Here is a 16419-nt window from a genome sequence, read left to right as displayed (position 1 = left end):
TCTCATTACGAATTTTTTTACCCGCCTTTTTACTCCGGAGACGTATTGATGAACCGTGAACTGGATCGCAGGTTGTTTCTCAAAGCCGGAGTGGCGATGTCGTCTCTCGGCCTCGCCACGTCTGCCCAATCGTCATCCGCAGAAGACACCAAACCGGTCGCACCCAACGATAAGATCACGCTGGGTATCATGGGCGTCAACGGTCGCGGAGCCGCGATCGCAAAAGGCATGCTGGCGACCGGCCAAGTCGAAATCGCGTACATCTGTGACGTCGACGAGCGTGCTCGGGGGCGTGTCGGTGAGTTTGTTCGCGACGGACAGACTCCCTCGCCCGAGTTGGTCGGCGACTTTCGCAAGATCTTGGACGACAAACGTGTTGACGCGTTCGTGTGCAGCGCCCCCAATCATTGGCACGCACCCGCCACAATCTTGGGCTGCGCCGCGGACAAACATGTCTACGTCGAAAAGCCGTGCAGCCACACGCCTCACGAAGGCGAATTGGCGGTCGCAGCGGCACGCAAAGCAAACAAGATCGTTCAAATGGGGACCCAACGCCGCAGTTGGCGAGGGATCATCAGCGCGATCGACAAGATCCATCAAGGCAAGATCGGTACCGTTCACTACGCTCGTACTTGGTACAACAACCGACGCGGCCCGATCGGCACCGGTAAACAAACTGATCCTCCGCAGTGGCTTGACTGGGAGCTGTGGCAAGGACCTTGCACTCGTCAGCCCTTCAAGGACAACGTGCTGCACTACAACTGGCATTGGCATTGGCACTGGGGCAACGGTGAACTGGGCAACAACGGCGTTCACGGTTTGGATGTCGCACGATGGGGAATGCAAGTTCAGTATCCCACACGCGTGACCGCGGGCGGTGGCAAGTACCGTCATGAGGACGACCAAGAAACGCCAGACACGATGATGGTCACCTACGATTTCCCTGGCGGCAAAACCATCACTTGGGAAGGACTCTCGTGGTCACCCCTGGGACCGCACGACACCGGCTTTGGGATCAGCTTTCACGGCACCGAAGGTTCGATTGTGGTTCGCGGAAACGGACACGTCGAATTGGACATGCGTGGCAAAGAGATTGAGACCGTCGACGATCGAGGAGGCGACGCCGATCACTTTGCCGATTTCCTCGATGCCGTCCGCACCGCCAGACTCCCCAACGCGGACATCCAGAAAGCTCACGAGAGCACGCTGTTGTGTCACCTCGGCAACATCGCCTATCGCACCCAGTCTGATCTAAAACTGGATCCCAACAACGGACACATCCTGAACAACCCGGCTGCCGAAGCCTTTTGGACCAAAGAATACGCACCAGGCTGGGAGCCGGTGTGAAGCACATAGGGCGTAGCACCTGGCGCGCGTCACCTCCATCGGCGCAGCCGGGGGAGGTCGAATCGAGCGAAGCAAGATTCGGGAGGGGGCATACGCAGCGCAAATCGTGTTACGAAAACCAACCGCGACGCACGCCCCCTCCCTCGCATTCGCCTAAACGGCTCTGCTCGACCTCCCCCAAGTTCCTTGGGGGAGGTGTCGTGCGCGTCACCTCCACCGGTGCGGCCCGGGAGAGGTAACGGTCGACGACAAGAGATTGAATCTCTCGACATACTGCCTCAAATCAGCCGCAAACCAAGTTGCACCGCATGGACTCATTCGGCACCAAGTGTTTGGTATAACCGACGCCAGATGCCTGCCTCCATCCCTCCACCGAAATCCATCATGCCCTATTTCATCAAAATCACATCGTTACTCATTGCGGTCAGCGTCATGACAAACCTTTACGCCGCGGATACCGATCAGTTGTTGCGAGTCGGAATCATTGGATTGGATACCTCGCACGCGGCCGCCTTTGCAAAACAGTTCAACGCGGAGCCTGCCGATCCCGCGATGCAGAATTGTCGCGTCGTGGCCGCCTATCCACATGGCAGCCGAACGATTGAGTCCAGTTACAGTCGAATCCCCAAATACACCGAGGACGTCAAAGCGGTGGGAGTTGAGATCGTTGATTCGATCGAAGACTTGCTCGCCCAAGTCGACGTGGTGCTGTTGGAGACGAACGATGGCAAGCCGCACTTGGAACAAGCGATGCGGGTGTTTCGAGCGGGCAAGCCGGTGTTTATCGACAAACCCGTCGGAGCCAATCTGGCCGAAGTCGTTGCGATCTATCGCGCGGCCGCGAAGCACGGCGTGCCAATGTTTTCCAGCTCCGCGTTGCGTTTCACCGAAGGCGCTCAAGCCGCTCGGTCTGGCGAGATCGGTGACGTCGTCGCGTGTGACACGTTCAGTCCGTGTTCATTGGAACCATCGCACACCGATCTGTTTTGGTACGGCATCCATGGTGTGGAGCCCCTGTTCACCGCCCTGGGCACCGGCTGCCAGTCGGTGACCCACACGGGCAACGCGGGCATGGATGTCGTCGTCGGCACGTGGTCCAACGATCGGATCGGGACTTATCGCGGTCTACGAGCCGTGAAGTCTGGTTACGGTGGCACCGCGTTCGGCAGCAAAGGTTCCCTGCAAGTCGGTCCGTACTCGGGCTACCAACCCCTGTTACGCCAGATCGCTACTTTTTTCCGCACCGGCAAGCCCTCGATCGAAACCGCAGAAACGCTTGAAATCTACGCTTTCATGGAAGCCGCAGCAGAGAGCAAGAAACGCGGCGGAGAAGCGGTAACGTTGGCCGAAGTCATGTCAGCGGCAGAAAAGTCGGCCGACGAACTGCTGAAATCATTTTGACGCGCCCCGTCCTCTCGCAAATCATGCCTTCACCAACACCTCATTCCTACAATTGGTAATGGGATTCGCCAGAATTCCCCTCACAACCAACGATCGTCGACACGTCCCTGACCCTGGAGTTCCCAAATGTTTTCCGCCTCGATTGCTCGACTGGCTGGCGTCGTATTGCTTGCCACTTTCGTGACCACCAGTGGCTGCTCTTTCAGCCTCAATCAAGACCCGGCCACCACCGTGACGATCAAAGTCAGCGGGGTCGACAACGAGTCTGATCGAGACGCTCTGACGGAGTCGCTGAAGGATTATGTGGACGGCAACAGTCACTCGATGAGTTCCACCTCCATGAATGGTTCGATGACGATCAAACTCTCACCGGTGACCGACGTGAAAGCGTTCTCGGAGAAGATTGATTTCGGCAAGGTCACCGCAGTAGATGGGCGAACGGTGACGGTGGAGTACGGCAAAGAGTAGGTGGCTGAATCCGCGTCATTTGACTCTTCGAATCGAAAACGAGATCGAAGCCAAAAAAGCCTTCCAAGCAGAACGGCTATCAACACATTCAAGCCTGCATGGCTAGCCCGGATTATTCGTCAGTTGCAGCGAGATAGAGAGCGGTTCTCGTATTTAGGTGTAAGAACCGGGCGCTATCGCGTGGCGGCTGATAGATGCAGTAAGAACCGGACGCTATCGCGTGGCGGCTGATAGATGCAGACTGTTTTCGCATTGACCAAGCGCGAGAGACCTTCCGAACGTTTGACCCGTAGCCGAAGGCGCAGGAGACACGATCAACCGGCTTGCACCGCAGAACCAAACGCCACTTCCGCCTGCGCCTGTCGGCTACGGGTCAAACATCGATTTGGTGAGCTCCAAGCCACTGGCCAGGATTGGCATGCGCAACTTTTCTCCCTACGCCGAAGGCGTTTAACAGCATAGCCCAGGGTTAAAGCCGTCATTCGCCTTGGCGAATGACGCTGCAACCCTGGGTACAGACAACGTCCCCACCAGTACCTCACTCCCGCTCCGATTTTGGCGGCTTCGCCGCCAAAATCGGAGCGGGAGTGAGGTGAGAGTCGATCGCATTTTCAACCCAGGGTGGCGGTCCCGCTCGTCACACTCGCGGGAACCTTACCCTGGGCTATGTTGTTAAACGCCTTCGGCGTATCTTCCAAGTGGAGGAACAAAACCGGCAGTTGGAATTGCATGTCAAGACCAAGTTTTGAGCAGTCCAGCGTAGAGCTGTGCTGCCAAAGGTCGCCTCAACGGCTAAGCTCGACCTCCCCCAACTTCCTTGGGGGAGGTGACATGTGAAACGAAACGCTGCGGCAAAAAAACTGTCAACCTCAAACTCCAGCGAGTCAAGCACGCGACAATATCCGAACGTACGTCGCTGCACGCTATCGACGTGGAAAGTCCAGCGAGGGTGAAGCGATCAGCGGGTGTCCACTAGGTCGCTGATCCAGCGTTGCCATTGGGGTTCATCCCGCTCGTTGAGCATCGAAATGGGGATATCCGACAACTTGGTGCTCTCTGGAGTTCCCGGTGTTTGGGCACGGACGGTCAACAAACCGTTCACGTTCAGTTCGAAACCGATCATTCGCGTTCGCTTCAAACGATTGTCGGAATCCTTGTCGACTTCGAACTCGTAGCGTCCCAGAGAATGCCAACTCTTGCCGTGCACTCCAGAGGTCTCAACGATCGACAACGTCATCGACTGACGATCTTTGGCGATCGAGAGCTTGCGGTTCGTGCGAGCAGGCAGCGGCGTGCCTTTCTGAATGATCGGCAAGATCCGACGTCGGCCTTGGTTATCCGCGATGACGATTCCGATCGACTGACTGGCCACCGTTTGAGGCGGCAGCGCCAAATCGGAACGCCCAGGTAACTCTGCTGCCAAACAAGCAGCCGCGCCGCGTGCGGCATCGGGTCGATCCAATGCTTTTCGTTGGATCGTCGGCGACAACTTGTGCAGCAGGCGTTCATGCAGCTCACGCATGTGCAACAGCGGCCCCATGGTGATGCACGTCTGGATACTTTTGGGACTGACGCCCGCCTGTGTGCAAACCTCGTGCATACAGCGACGCATGCGGTAAATCAAATCACCACTTCGCTCAAGCCACTCGTCGCGAGAAACCGTCACCGTCAAACATTTCTCATCCGTATCAATCCCGATGATGACTTCCGGCAACAACAACATCGAATTGATCGCTCGCTCGCACGCCATTTGCAGACGCGAAGCATACTTCAGCGTTTTCTTCGGATCGAACTTGTGTTCTTTGACGAAGGCTTTTGCGGCCAAGTCCACCAAACGATGCAGCCACGCTGTTCCGCCTGTGTGCCAGTGACCGGCTGTCGCCAGCTGGGTCAGTTGCACTCCATCGCGTCGAATCAAGGCGATCTCAGTCGCTTGACCTGTCAAACCCAAATACAGGATCAGTTCCTTTTCTTTAACATCAACTGACGAATCGCTAAGCGATTCCAACTCCGGATCCAGCATCGTGGACTGAACCGATGCAACGGATCGATCGACCAATCGGATCGATTCCAATCCGGCGATCCGGGCGGCTTGTACGATGCTGCGTCGGTGAAACTGATCGTAACATGCGGGAACAACGATCGCGGCGATTCGCGGGATGGCGCGTTCCGGCCATGCGTTCGCAATCACCCGTTGGATCGCCAGTCCCAACAAGACCTCCGGCGGGCACTTTCTCCCACAGACTTCGCGGTCCACCACGTCCTTGCCGATATACATGGGCAAACAGTGGACGACTTGTTTGGGGTCATCGGTACGCATGTCGATGGCGTCCGAATCGCAAATCAGTCGTCCGTTGTCGCTTGCAAACGCCATGCGAAACAGCGGCTGGGCATCGTTTCCCGCGCTCAGCAACCGTACGCCGCTGCCCGGGACCGCTTCCGCCGCCGTCGCGTAGAACATGTCCAAGTCGATCGCCAGGATCGGCATGTTCGCGATTGCCGTGGAGCCGCCGGACGCCGTCGACACATCGACTTTGTTTTGTCGGTATCGGAACTCGGTAATCCATGACGGAGCGCAGGTGTCGTCAGCGTATTCGCTCAAATCCTCTATGACTTCATCCATCGATGCATAACGCTGCGACGCCTTCTTGGCCATCATCCGCCGAAAGATGTTGGCAAAGCCCAAGCTGATGTCGTCGCGTTCTTGCATCAAGTCCGGAATCGCGCCATGGCGATGCCCGTAGACTTGCTCCAAGTAGTCGCCGGTGAACGGAGGCCTAGCGGTCAGCAAGAAAAACAGCACCGCGCCGAGCGAATAGATGTCACTACGTGGGTCCGCATCGTCGGGCGATTCCAACTGCTCGGGAGCCATGTAAGCGAGTGTGCCGACGAGCTTGCCTTTGCGTTTATGGTGAGAATCAGGATCTGGGATGGAGCCCAACTCACGGCCGTCCTCGGACCATTGAATTTGGTTGATTTGGGCAAGTCCCAGGTCGAGCACTTTGATCGTGCCGTCACTGGCCTGCATCAAGTTGCCCGGTTTGACGTCTCGGTGAACGATCCCGGCTCGGTGAGCGTGCAATAAGCCCATCGCGGCTTGACGAATCACGGCGGCCGCCATCCCGACAGGAAACGGCCCCTTCTTGCTGACCAGCCGCGTCAGGTTCAATCCATCCACGTACTCCATCGTCAGATAATGAATGCCGTCGAACTCTCCGGCATCGAACGCAGCGACAATGTTCGGGTGCATCAACCGTGACGCCACGCGGACTTCATCATAGAACCGCTCAATCGCCGCAGGCTCCTGCATCTTGTCCTTACGCAAGACCTTCACAGCCACCTTGCGCTGCATGCGGACATGCTCGGCCAAGTAAACTTCGCCCATGCCTCCGGAACCGATCAAGTGCCGGATCTCATAGTCTCCGATCCGCGACGGAATCGGCTCGCTGCTGGGCAAGGAAGAGGTGTCACCGATCTCCCCGCTGATCAAATCATCATCCGACGACACGCTGCCAAAATCGCGGGTCGGTTGGTCGTTGATCGGGAAGTCCGAATCGGATGATGATGACACGAATGGCTACGGGCGGGTGAGAGTGATTACGCGTGTGTGACGCTGCTAGAATCGGCGTGAACTCCCCAAAAGGAGGGCTGGCGACTTTGCGGCACGTATCGCGATTCCATTGGACGTTTACACTGCCTGGGATCGCATCCCTTTCATCTAAGTCGTTCCACGCTCTAATTTAGAACGGACCTAGGGCGTGAGAAGTGCTCAAAAGGTACCTAGCCAGACCGAAATCCCCCAGATTCCCACCGCTGAGTTGCATTGTCATGTCATCCGAGCCTCCCCCCCTGCGAATCGCGACCCGAGAAAGCCCGCTGGCGATGTGGCAAGCCGAACATTTCGCCGCCCTGTTGGCCGATCACGGCGTTCCAACGGTCCTGGTTCCCTTGGTCAGCAAAGGTGATGTGGACATGCGGCCGATCGACGGAACACGGCAAATTGGCGTCTTTACCAAGCGGATTCAACAGGCGTTGTTGGACGACGAAGCCGATGTGGCGGTGCATTCGCTGAAAGACCTGCCGACGGAAGTCGATGAACGACTTGTGCTCGCATCGGTTCCCCCACGTGAAACGGTGGCTGATTGCCTGATCAGCGAAAGCCGCTGGACGGTGGCGGAATTGCCACAGGAGGCCAGGGTGGGTACAGGCAGCACCCGTCGGGCCGCACAACTCCGCCGCCAACGTCCCGACTTGAACGTCTTGCCCATCCGCGGAAACGTCCAAACGCGATTGCAAAAACTGGCGGATGGCGACTTCGAAGCGATCGTTTTGGCCAACGCAGGTCTACTGCGTTTGCAATATGACCACGTCAGCCGAACGGAAATGCCCCTGGAAACGATGCTTCCGGCCCCCGGACAAGGTGCTTTGGGGATCGAGGTCCGCCGCAGTGACTCGCGGGCATTGGAAATCGTTCGCCGCACGAACGACCCAAGTTCCGCAGCAGCTGTCTTGGCTGAACGCAAGTTGTTGTCGCAGTTGCACGGCGGATGCTTGGCCCCGATCGCCGCGCACGGCGTCTGCGAAAACGGAACCCTTCGATTGACGGCGCGCGTTCTGTCGACTGATGGCAAACAGATTTGTGAAGCAGAAAACGAAACATCAATCGACCTCGACTCGGACACTTGGGAAACGGTCGCGATTGCCGCTGGCAATGAACTGGCGGACGTGCTGATCGAACAAGGAGCCGCGAAACTGATCCGATAACGTCACGCTCAAGTTTGACCCGCAGCCGAAGGCGCAGGCGGAACCGGCGTTTGGTTCCGCGTGGCTTGCTGCGTGGGATCGCAAGGCGATAGCCGGACGTATGGTTCCGCACGCCATCGACGTGGAACGTCGAGCGACATTGTCGTTCGACTCTCCGAGTCGAAAACGTGAACGAAGCTGGCGGGCTTCTAAACAAAACGCCCGCCAACACATTCCGCGTGGCTTGCTGCGTGGGATCGCAAGGCGATAGCCGGACGTATGGTTCCGCACACTATCGACGTGGAACGTCGAGCGACATTGTCGTTCGACTCTCCGAGTCGAAAACGTGAACGAAGCTGGCGGGCTTCTAAACAAAACGCCCGCCAACACATTCCGCGTGGCTTGCTGCGTGGGATCGCAAGGCGATAGCCGGTCGTACGGTTCCGCACGCTATCGACGTGGAACGTCGAGCGACATTGTCGTTCGACTCTCCGAGTCGAAAACGTGAACGAAGCTGGCGGGCTTCTATAAAAAACGCCCGCCAACACATTCCGCGTGGCTTGCTGCGTGGGATCGCAAGGCGATAGCCGGACGTATGGTTCCGCACGCTATCGACGTGGAACGTCGAGCGACATTGTCGTTCGACTCTCCGAGTCGAAAACGTGAACGAAGCTGGCGGGCTTCTAAACAAAACGCCCGCCAACACATTCCGCGTGGCTTGCTGCGTGGGATCGCAAGGCGATAGCCGGACGTATGGTTCCGCACGCTATCGACGTGGAACGTCGAGCGACATTGTCGTTCGACTCTCCGAGTCGAAAACGTGAACGAAGCTGGCGGGCTTCTAAACAAAACGCCCGCCAACACATTCCGCGTGGCTTGCTGCGTGGGATCGCAAGGCGATAGCCGGACGTATGGTTCCGCACGCTATCGACGTGGAACGTCGAGCGACATTGTCGTTCGACTCTCCGAGTCGAAAACGTGAACGAAGCTGGCGGGCTTCTAAAAAAAACGCCCGCCAACACATTCCGCGTGGCTTGCTGCGTGGGATCGCAAGGCGATAGCCGGACGTATGGTTCCGCACGCTATCGACGTGGAACGTCGAGCGACATTGTCGTTCGACTCTCCGAGTCGAAAACGTGAACGAAGCTGACGGACTTCTAAACAAAACGCCCGCCAACACACTCCGCGTGGCTTGCTGCGTGGGATCGCAAGGCGATAGCCGGTCGTACGGTTCCGCACGCCATCGACGTGGAACGTCGAGCGACTATCGCTTTCGCAGCACAAACACGCCTTCGGTCAAGTCGTCATCGAAGGTCGCGGTTTCGTCGATGTCGTACTCGTAGTCGTGCACCGCGGCGAGTTCCAGCACGTCGTCCACTTTCTTGAACAAGCTCTTGAGTTGCCGACAGGTATAAACACGCAACGGAAATTCGCTCTTGACCCGCTCGATCACCCCGCTGCGCTTCGTCGCTTTGACCAACACCCGCAAGACTTCGATGCGTTTTCGGCGATCAAACTCGATCACTTTGATCGTGGTGGTGACACGCGTCCCGCCGTAGTTGGTTGTGAAACGTTCGATCGCGTGTTCAAACGCATCCAACGGCAACAAGTGCAAACCCAGGATGTAGATGCCACCTTTGTTGAGATGGTTCGCGACGGATCGCAAGTGCGCCTCGGCGTCCTTTTCGCTCAACAAATGCCGAAACGTATTGAAAGTACAAAAGGCCGCGTCGTATTTGTGTGGCAAATCCATCTGCGTCATGTCGCCGATCACAGTCTCCGCCGTCAGCTTCTTTCGCTTGAGCTGTTTGTTGACATAATTCAACATCGACTCGCTCAAATCGAGGCCCGTCATCTCGTATCCTTCGGCCGCCATGGCAACGACCAATCGTCCGCTGCCACAACCGGGCTCCAGAACTCGCTTCACTTTGCGTTTCGCGATACGTTCAAACGCTTTTTCAAAGAACTTGACCTCGCCTTCCGTTTCGTCACGGAACAGCATGTCAAAATATTCGGGATGGTCGTACCAAGTCGCCACAGGGCATCCTTTGTCACTGTTGGAAAATCAAGTTGAAAATTGACGTCGTCGCGCGGATCACTCTTTGGTGATCACTCCTTTGTGATCACGGGACAAAAGTCAAACCATTCGCGGTGCTGGTCTGCCATCCACTGCGTCGCTTCGGTGGGTCCCCAGTAATCGGTTTCGTAGGGGTACAACGTCGGCGCCGCGGGACTCCGCCATGCCGCGATGATCGGATCGATGATGCTCCACGCCAGCTCGACTTCGTCGCTGCGGGCGAACAGGCTCGCGTCGCCGACAATCGAATCGACCAACAAACGTTGGTAGGCGTCGGGAATGCTGCCGTGAGTCATCGCGTTGAAATCAAAGTCCAGCGTGCTGGTTCTGGTTTTCATTTCGCTGTCAGGCACCTTGGTTTCAAAGTGCAACTGGATTCCTTCGGCCGGCTGGACTTGGATCACCAACCGATTGCCCAGGGGCATGCGCGTCTTTTGTCCGAATAGGATATGCGGGACTTGTCGGAATTGGATGACGATCTGAGTCGTTCGGCACGACATGCCTTTCCCGCTCCGCAAGTAAAACGGGACGTCTTTCCAACGCCAGTTGTCGCAAAACAGTTTCAGGACGGCGTAGGTCTCCGTGACACTGTTGGGCGGCACGCCTTCTTCGTCCAAGTAGCCGAGGTACTGTCCTCGAACGGTGTTGGCAGCGAAATCACCGCCGCTCATTTTGCGTACGCTGTGTAGAACCTTGACCTTTTCATCGCGAACCAACGCGGCGTCGTACCGGGCCGGCGGTTCCATCGCAGTGATCATCATTAACTGCAACAAGTGATTCTGGAACATGTCCCTCAGAATGCCGGCTTCGTCGTAATACCCGCCTCGGCGTCCCACGACAACGCTTTCGGCCACGGTGATCTGGATGTGGTCGACGTAGTTGCGATTCCAAATCGGTTCAAAGATCGAATTGGCAAACCGCAAGGCAAAGATGTTTTGAACGGTCTCCTTGCCCAGATAATGATCGATGCGATAAATCTGGTCTTCACGAAACACCTTGTGGATCGATTCGTTCAAGGCTTGGGCGGATTTCAGATCCGTGCCGAACGGCTTCTCGATGATCACGCGGCGAAAGGCAACGCTGTCGTCTGCCAAACCGGCCGCCCCAAGTTGCTGGATTGCGACCTCATACAGTTGTGGCATCGTGGACAGGTAGTAGACCCGACCGCACGGCTTTCCTTCTTCGATCTTTTCCAGAAACACGGCGAGTTCGTGGAAATCCTGCGTCTCTTTGATGTCCCCGGCGTGATAGTAGACGTTTTGGCTAAACTCGGCCCACGATTCGTCGTCAAAGTGCTCATTGGCGAATTTTGCCGTCGTCTCACGCAAGGCATTACGCCATTGATCGTGTTCAAACTGGCTTCGCGAAACCCCGACGATCTGCAGCTTTTCCTTCAGCGTGTTCTTTTTGAACTGGCTGTACAACGCGGGGATGAGTTTGCGACTGGTCAAGTCGCCTGACGCTCCAAAAATGACGACGGTGTAGGCCATGGCAGAACGGTCCTTGTCGAGCGTGTAAATAATCGGCGACGGTCCGGCAAAATGCCGAATCGGGAGCGTATCGGTTGCTCGCCATGATGACAAGGAGCGTCACCAGGGCTGGCGGATCGCAATCCAAGAAAACCATTGGCAGGTGACCATGCGTTGCCCGTCCTCTACACTGGCTACAACCTGCCCAGCGGTATTCCCCACACACATCTTTGGAGTCGTAAACGTCATGGCCGATTGGTTGGAACCTGGAAAGAAAGCTCCCGCATTCACTCTGCCTGATGATCAAGGAAACAAGGTGAAACTGGCCGACCTGAAAGGCAAGCCGGTCGTGCTGTACTTCTATCCCCGCGATGACACCCCGGGCTGCACCAAGGAGGCCTGCGCCTTCCGTGATCGCTACGCGGAGCTACAACAGGTAGGTGCCCAGTTGTTCGGCGTCAGCGCCGACGACGCAACAAGCCACGTCAAATTTCGTGAAAAGTATGACCTGCCGTTCCCATTGCTCACCGACGAGAAGCACACGATGCTGGAGAAATACGGCGCGTGGCGGGAAAAAAACATGTACGGCAAAAAATCCATGGGGATCCAACGCAGCACGTACTTGATCGACGCCGACGGCAAAGTCGCCAAGGTCTGGAAACGAGTCCAAGTCGACGGGCACGACCAACAAGTCATCGACGCTCTGAAAGAACTCTAGGATGATCCCGCTGCTCGCTAGGGCGTACTCGCTCGACTTTCCAAGTCGATAGCGAGAGACGGAAATCGGTTTGCTTATCCTGACCGTCTGTTTCCGCTGACGCCCCCTCCCTCGCATTCGCCTAGACGGCTCTGCTCGACCTCCCCAAAGTTCCTTGGGGGAGGTGTCATGCGCGTCACCTCCACCGGCGCAGGAGACTGCTGATTTAGTCGTGTTGCATTGTGTCTGTGAGCCGATGGCGCTAGCCACGGGCTTCGAAGGGTTCCGTCAACACCATTAGGCCCGCGGCTAGCGCCTTGCGGCTCACTAAATCAGCAGTCTCCGCAGCTGGGGGAGGTCGGATCGAGCGAAGCAAGATCCGGGAGGGGGCAATACGAGGAGCAAACCGTTTGGATGCGTTCAACCGGCGCACGAGCGCCCTCCCTCAAGTTCCTTGGGGGAGGTGTCGTGCGCGTCACCTCCACCGGCGCAGCTGGGGGACGCGTCTGTGGCTCGGCAACCTTTCTTGAGGGTTCACGGTCATTTTTCGCATGACGACGCGTTCTCGGTTTAACTCTGTTCCATCTTTTGGTACTCAAGATTTGACCCGCGATCACAGATCGCTAATGCCGCCGGCTGGTTGATGTCGCATTTGCCCCATTGTGACAACTTCTGGCCGGCGGTTTTTTTATGCGCGAGTGCACGTAGTCTTTTCACCCTACACGGGACGCTCTCAATAGCGTGGCGGCTGATATGCCCCCAGGGACGAGTCGATAGAATATCCTGATTCAAACTCCCACTGAATCGACTCCCCTACAGCGTACAAAACTCCATGCAAAACCCGTCTCAAAATGAGAATCCTTTAGCGGATTTGCACGACTGGGAAGCGGACCTCGTTCGCCGGTATCCCGAACCGGACAAACCGGCAGATGCCTTTCGCAACTACGGCGATGACACTCGTCCTGGAGTACGCGAGTTCTATCATTTGAATCATCGCTACCAGTGCGTCGAGTTTGTGTGTCAGAAGCGAGAACAGTTCTTACCGTTGCGGCAAAGAACGATGAGCATCTGGGAGGCGATGGAGTTTCTCAACACTTTGGTCGACGACAGCGATCCGGACACGGACCTGACTCAGATCGAGCATCTGATGCAGACTGCGGAAGCGATTCGTGCGGACGGTCATCCTCGCTGGATGATTTTGACCGGACTGATCCATGACTTGGGCAAGGTCCTGTGCTTGTTTGGTGAACCACAGTGGGCGGTTGTCGGCGACACGTTTCCTGTTGGCTGTGCCTTCTCCGATCGGATCGTGTTTCCAGAGTACTTTGCGGAGAACCCTGATTGGGCGGATGCGAGATACAACACACCCTATGGCATCTATGAACCGAACACGGGACTGGACAACATTCAGATGTCGTGGGGTCACGACGAGTACTTGTACCAAGTCGTCAAAGATCATTTGCCCAAACCGGCACTTGCAATGATCCGGTATCACTCGTTCTATGCGGGCCACCGCGAATCCGCGTACGACCATTTGATGAACGACCACGATCAAGAGATGTTCCACTGGGTACGTCTCTTCAATCCGTACGACCTGTACACCAAAAGTGCGACGCGTCCGGATGTGGAAGCACTGAGACCCTTCTACCAGGAGCTCATCGATGAATTCTTGCCTGGAACATTGGCTTGGTAAGGCCTGAGGCATCCCCGTAGTGGGATTCGCCAGAATTCACATCCCGTCAATTGGAACCACAACGGCTCTATGGCCAACGGCAACAGACCAAAGAAGGGGCGACCACCAAATGCCTGACACCAATCCCTACGCGGCCCCCGACGTCCCAATTGATGACCGCACAAGCTTGAATTTCAACGGTGAGATTGAGGAGCGTGATTACGCTGAGCTGCTGCCCATCAAAGATTTTGAGTCAAAGATCTACCTGGGATTGATGCTGATTTTGGCTGCCGTGGCATCACTGTCTCTTGTGATGATCACATGGGGATTGATCACGCGGGGCTGGGAAAATCGATTGGTATCGGTCTTCGCTGTGACGTTTGCGATAATAGCAGGCGCCGTGATCATCTACTTGTACAACCGACCATTGAGTCGTGCGAGACGAAAGCTGAAACTGTCCCCCGATCTATTGGGTCCCGCATCTGGAGTCGTCAACGAATCGGGAGTCCGCTTTCATGACGGAGCGCTTCTGCACTGGTTCTCACCAGAGTCGTTGCGAAACGCAAAGGTGTCTCGTACTGGAGTTCGTATTCAAGTCGACGGAAACACATATCGATTCTTGGCCATCACTTCCCGGCTGTTTGATGGCTTCAACTCAGAAGTTTGTCGAAGTCTGCAAAGAAAGTGGCGTGAATCTAGAAAGACAGGTGGCGCGACTGTTGACGAAGGAGATGAAGTGGGGATTCGAGAACTGGGAGACATTCCAACGGACTCAGTTTCGTTTCGAGGTTTCGTCAAACTGGAACAATCACTGCGAACTCCCCAGATACGACGAAGCCTGATCATCGACTTCGTCATTGCCACCACTTCACTGATCTTGGGCATTGCGGTCACACAGATCCCGTTTTGGATTCGCGTTGGGTTGATCGCATTTGGATGCTTTGCCGCCGTGACCAATGGCATTCAATGGAAACGCTATTTGCGTGGAGTCAACGTCGTTTCATGGAATCAATCCGGTTGGCTCAGCGCCGCCGAAATGGCCTTCTTTCAGAATGGCCGCGGTGTCAGGTTTTCGCTTGATCGAATCGTCAGCTACAGGGAAATTGGAGCCATGTTTGTGCTTTCGACTCAGCTCAATCAAAACTATTTTCTTGCGCGGGACCATATCGCCAGTGACGATGAGTGGTCGCGACTCAAGGCTTACCTTGAGCCAAAGCGTCAGATGGCCTGACTGTCTCTAATCGCTCTTTGCATCGGGGCAATTCTGCTCGATCCAATTTTCCGCGGAGTCGGCATCCCTGGGTGATCGGCACGATGCTTCGATCCGGTCCTGGGCACTTTTGATTCTCTGCGAAACCATGTTGCTCTGGATGGACTCACCCGCGCTCATGATCTGCTGCATCAACTTTCGTGTGCGATCGTTGACGAAAAGCCGCAGCAACGGATCCTCCATGGAAAGATGATGGGTGATCCGGCAACGACAAGGCAACTCGGCAGCAAACTGCTTCAAGCGTTCGTCGATCTCACGCAACGGATGCCGTTCAGCGACAATGATGTCGACCGTGGCGTTTTCGTCCAGATGCAGCGCCGCAGCGATATCCGGTTTGATTTGGCTGGCGGGGATGGCCAGCGTCGGGACCAAGTGATTCTCTGCGGCGATCTTTTTTAAACGCGTCAGTACGTCCGGGAAATGGGCCACCAGCAGGACCGCAATCGTGTCTTCGGGTGATCGCGATCGCAGTTCCTTGCTCAATCCGGAGAACTTTGAATCGGTGGTCAGCCAAACGTTATCAGGTGTGATGTTCACACGCGGTGACTTCTTGGCACCAAAGAGCGACTGAAAGAATCCCAAGGTCTCGTCCCATAGAGCGATGAATCTGAAGCCTGAATTGTACGACAGCCTTTCCAGGCTGTCATCGAATTGTACGACAGCCTTCCCAGGCTGTCATTGTCGCAGGATCACGCCCAGGGTATGTCAGCCGAGAAAGGCCAGAGCTTTTAACATCTACGTAGCGATCCTGCTCGGGACGTGAAAGAATTGTTGCTGCATATGACCGTGAAGCGGTCTCAGACGGTAGCCGGCGATAGAGCGCAGCGAGCATCGCCGGTTCATTCGGACTGACGAGAACCGACCCCGGAGGCGGTCGCAGCCCCGATTCCGAGAAGTCTGCGACACCCTTCGGGGTCGATTCAGCATGGTTGTCGCATACCGCGGGTGCGCCTTCGGCGACCCGTGGCTACCTTCTGCGATCCCTCGCGGGATCCAATTTCACTTTCCCGACTCAGTCCCCATACAGATGGGTAATCAAAGACGACAGCAATAAACTTCACGTCCCCCGCAGAATGATGCCCGACGATTGATTTCGCAATCTCAGTCGAACATGTCGAACAGTTGATTGGAGGGTCGGTGATGCCGGTAGTAGCTTCGTTTGACACCCAAGGGCCGACGACGTTACCTGGGTTACAAACCGCTTGGTCGCACCGCATCACGGCGGAGCGTGATGCCTACATAGCCATCCATGACATGTCTGCAACTCCTTTGCAA

At 56.2% G+C, this 16419-nt stretch carries 11 protein-coding genes; 7 read left to right on the top strand and 4 right to left on the bottom strand.

Translation table 11 applies throughout. The features are described 5' to 3' along the window. Positions 1–48 precede the first annotated feature (48 nt). The 3 genes from Pla52nx_RS15180 (at position 49) to Pla52nx_RS15170 (ending at position 3216) form a co-directional block, all read left to right on the top strand. The gene (locus tag Pla52nx_RS15180) at positions 49–1347 is read left to right on the top strand and encodes a Gfo/Idh/MocA family protein (protein WP_146519072.1); all 1299 of its coding nucleotides are present in this window, start codon (positions 49–51) and stop codon (positions 1345–1347) included. Between the two features lie 351 nt (positions 1348–1698). Further along, positions 1699–2748 (top strand): Gfo/Idh/MocA family protein, encoded by a 1050-nt coding sequence (locus tag Pla52nx_RS15175; RefSeq protein WP_315854993.1) that lies wholly within the window; start codon positions 1699–1701, stop codon positions 2746–2748. Positions 2749–2874: 126 nt separating this feature from the next. Next, the gene (locus Pla52nx_RS15170; protein WP_146519073.1) at positions 2875–3216 is read left to right on the top strand and encodes a hypothetical protein; all 342 of its coding nucleotides are present in this window, start codon (positions 2875–2877) and stop codon (positions 3214–3216) included. Between the two features lie 958 nt (positions 3217–4174). Here the strand turns inward: Pla52nx_RS15170 and Pla52nx_RS15165 are convergent. Further along, positions 4175–6787, bottom strand: coding sequence for a protein kinase domain-containing protein (locus Pla52nx_RS15165; RefSeq protein ID WP_146519074.1), 2613 nt, complete (start codon positions 6785–6787; stop codon positions 4175–4177). A gap of 257 nt (positions 6788–7044) precedes the next feature. Here Pla52nx_RS15165 and hemC point away from each other — a divergent pair, with 257 nt between their 5' ends. Further along, positions 7045–7980, top strand: coding sequence for a hydroxymethylbilane synthase (gene hemC, locus Pla52nx_RS15160; protein WP_146519075.1), 936 nt, complete (start codon positions 7045–7047; stop codon positions 7978–7980). 1243 nt (positions 7981–9223) lie between these two features. Here hemC and Pla52nx_RS15155 read toward each other — a convergent pair. Together Pla52nx_RS15155 and zwf are read right to left on the bottom strand one after the other, a co-directional pair. Further along, entirely contained in the window at positions 9224–9997 is a 774-nt protein-coding gene (locus Pla52nx_RS15155) for a class I SAM-dependent methyltransferase (protein ID WP_342190410.1), read from the bottom strand. A gap of 71 nt (positions 9998–10068) precedes the next feature. Then, positions 10069–11526, bottom strand: a complete 1458-nt coding sequence (zwf, locus tag Pla52nx_RS15150) for a glucose-6-phosphate dehydrogenase (RefSeq protein ID WP_146521836.1) — start codon at positions 11524–11526, stop codon at positions 10069–10071. Positions 11527–11752: 226 nt separating this feature from the next. On the opposite strand from zwf, the gene bcp reads away from it, so the two are divergent. From bcp to Pla52nx_RS15135, 3 genes are all read left to right on the top strand, one after another. Then, positions 11753–12223, top strand: a complete 471-nt coding sequence (gene bcp / locus Pla52nx_RS15145; protein ID WP_197454849.1) for a thioredoxin-dependent thiol peroxidase — start codon at positions 11753–11755, stop codon at positions 12221–12223. An 811-nt stretch (positions 12224–13034) separates the two neighbouring features. Further along, a complete protein-coding gene (locus tag Pla52nx_RS15140) occupies positions 13035–13895 on the top strand; it encodes an inositol oxygenase family protein (protein WP_146521770.1) in 861 nt (286 codons plus the stop codon). Between the two features lie 109 nt (positions 13896–14004). After that, positions 14005–15105 (top strand): hypothetical protein, encoded by a 1101-nt coding sequence (locus Pla52nx_RS15135; RefSeq protein ID WP_146521769.1) that lies wholly within the window; start codon positions 14005–14007, stop codon positions 15103–15105. Between the two features lie 6 nt (positions 15106–15111). Here Pla52nx_RS15135 and Pla52nx_RS15130 read toward each other — a convergent pair whose 3' ends face one another. Further along, positions 15112–15726 (bottom strand): hypothetical protein, encoded by a 615-nt coding sequence (locus Pla52nx_RS15130; protein ID WP_146521768.1) that lies wholly within the window; start codon positions 15724–15726, stop codon positions 15112–15114. Between the last annotated feature and the right edge of the window lie 693 nt (positions 15727–16419).

The organism is Stieleria varia (genome assembly GCF_038443385.1).
GTDB classification, from domain to species: Bacteria; Planctomycetota; Planctomycetia; order Pirellulales; family Pirellulaceae; genus Stieleria; species Stieleria varia.
This window is presented reverse-complemented; position numbering and strand designations above follow the sequence as displayed.

Coding starts and splice junctions, on each gene's coding strand:
- bcp (WP_197454849.1), top strand. CDS start 11,753: ATGGCCGATTGGTTGGAACCTGGAAAGAAAGCTCCCGCATTCACTCTG.
- Pla52nx_RS15140 (WP_146521770.1), top strand. CDS start 13,035: ATGCAAAACCCGTCTCAAAATGAGAATCCTTTAGCGGATTTGCACGAC.
- zwf (WP_146521836.1), bottom strand. CDS start 11,526: ATGGCCTACACCGTCGTCATTTTTGGAGCGTCAGGCGACTTGACCAGT.
- hemC (WP_146519075.1), top strand. CDS start 7,045: ATGTCATCCGAGCCTCCCCCCCTGCGAATCGCGACCCGAGAAAGCCCG.
- Pla52nx_RS15135 (WP_146521769.1), top strand. CDS start 14,005: ATGCCTGACACCAATCCCTACGCGGCCCCCGACGTCCCAATTGATGAC.
- Pla52nx_RS15180 (WP_146519072.1), top strand. CDS start 49: ATGAACCGTGAACTGGATCGCAGGTTGTTTCTCAAAGCCGGAGTGGCG.
- Pla52nx_RS15170 (WP_146519073.1), top strand. CDS start 2,875: ATGTTTTCCGCCTCGATTGCTCGACTGGCTGGCGTCGTATTGCTTGCC.
- Pla52nx_RS15175 (WP_315854993.1), top strand. CDS start 1,699: ATGCCTGCCTCCATCCCTCCACCGAAATCCATCATGCCCTATTTCATC.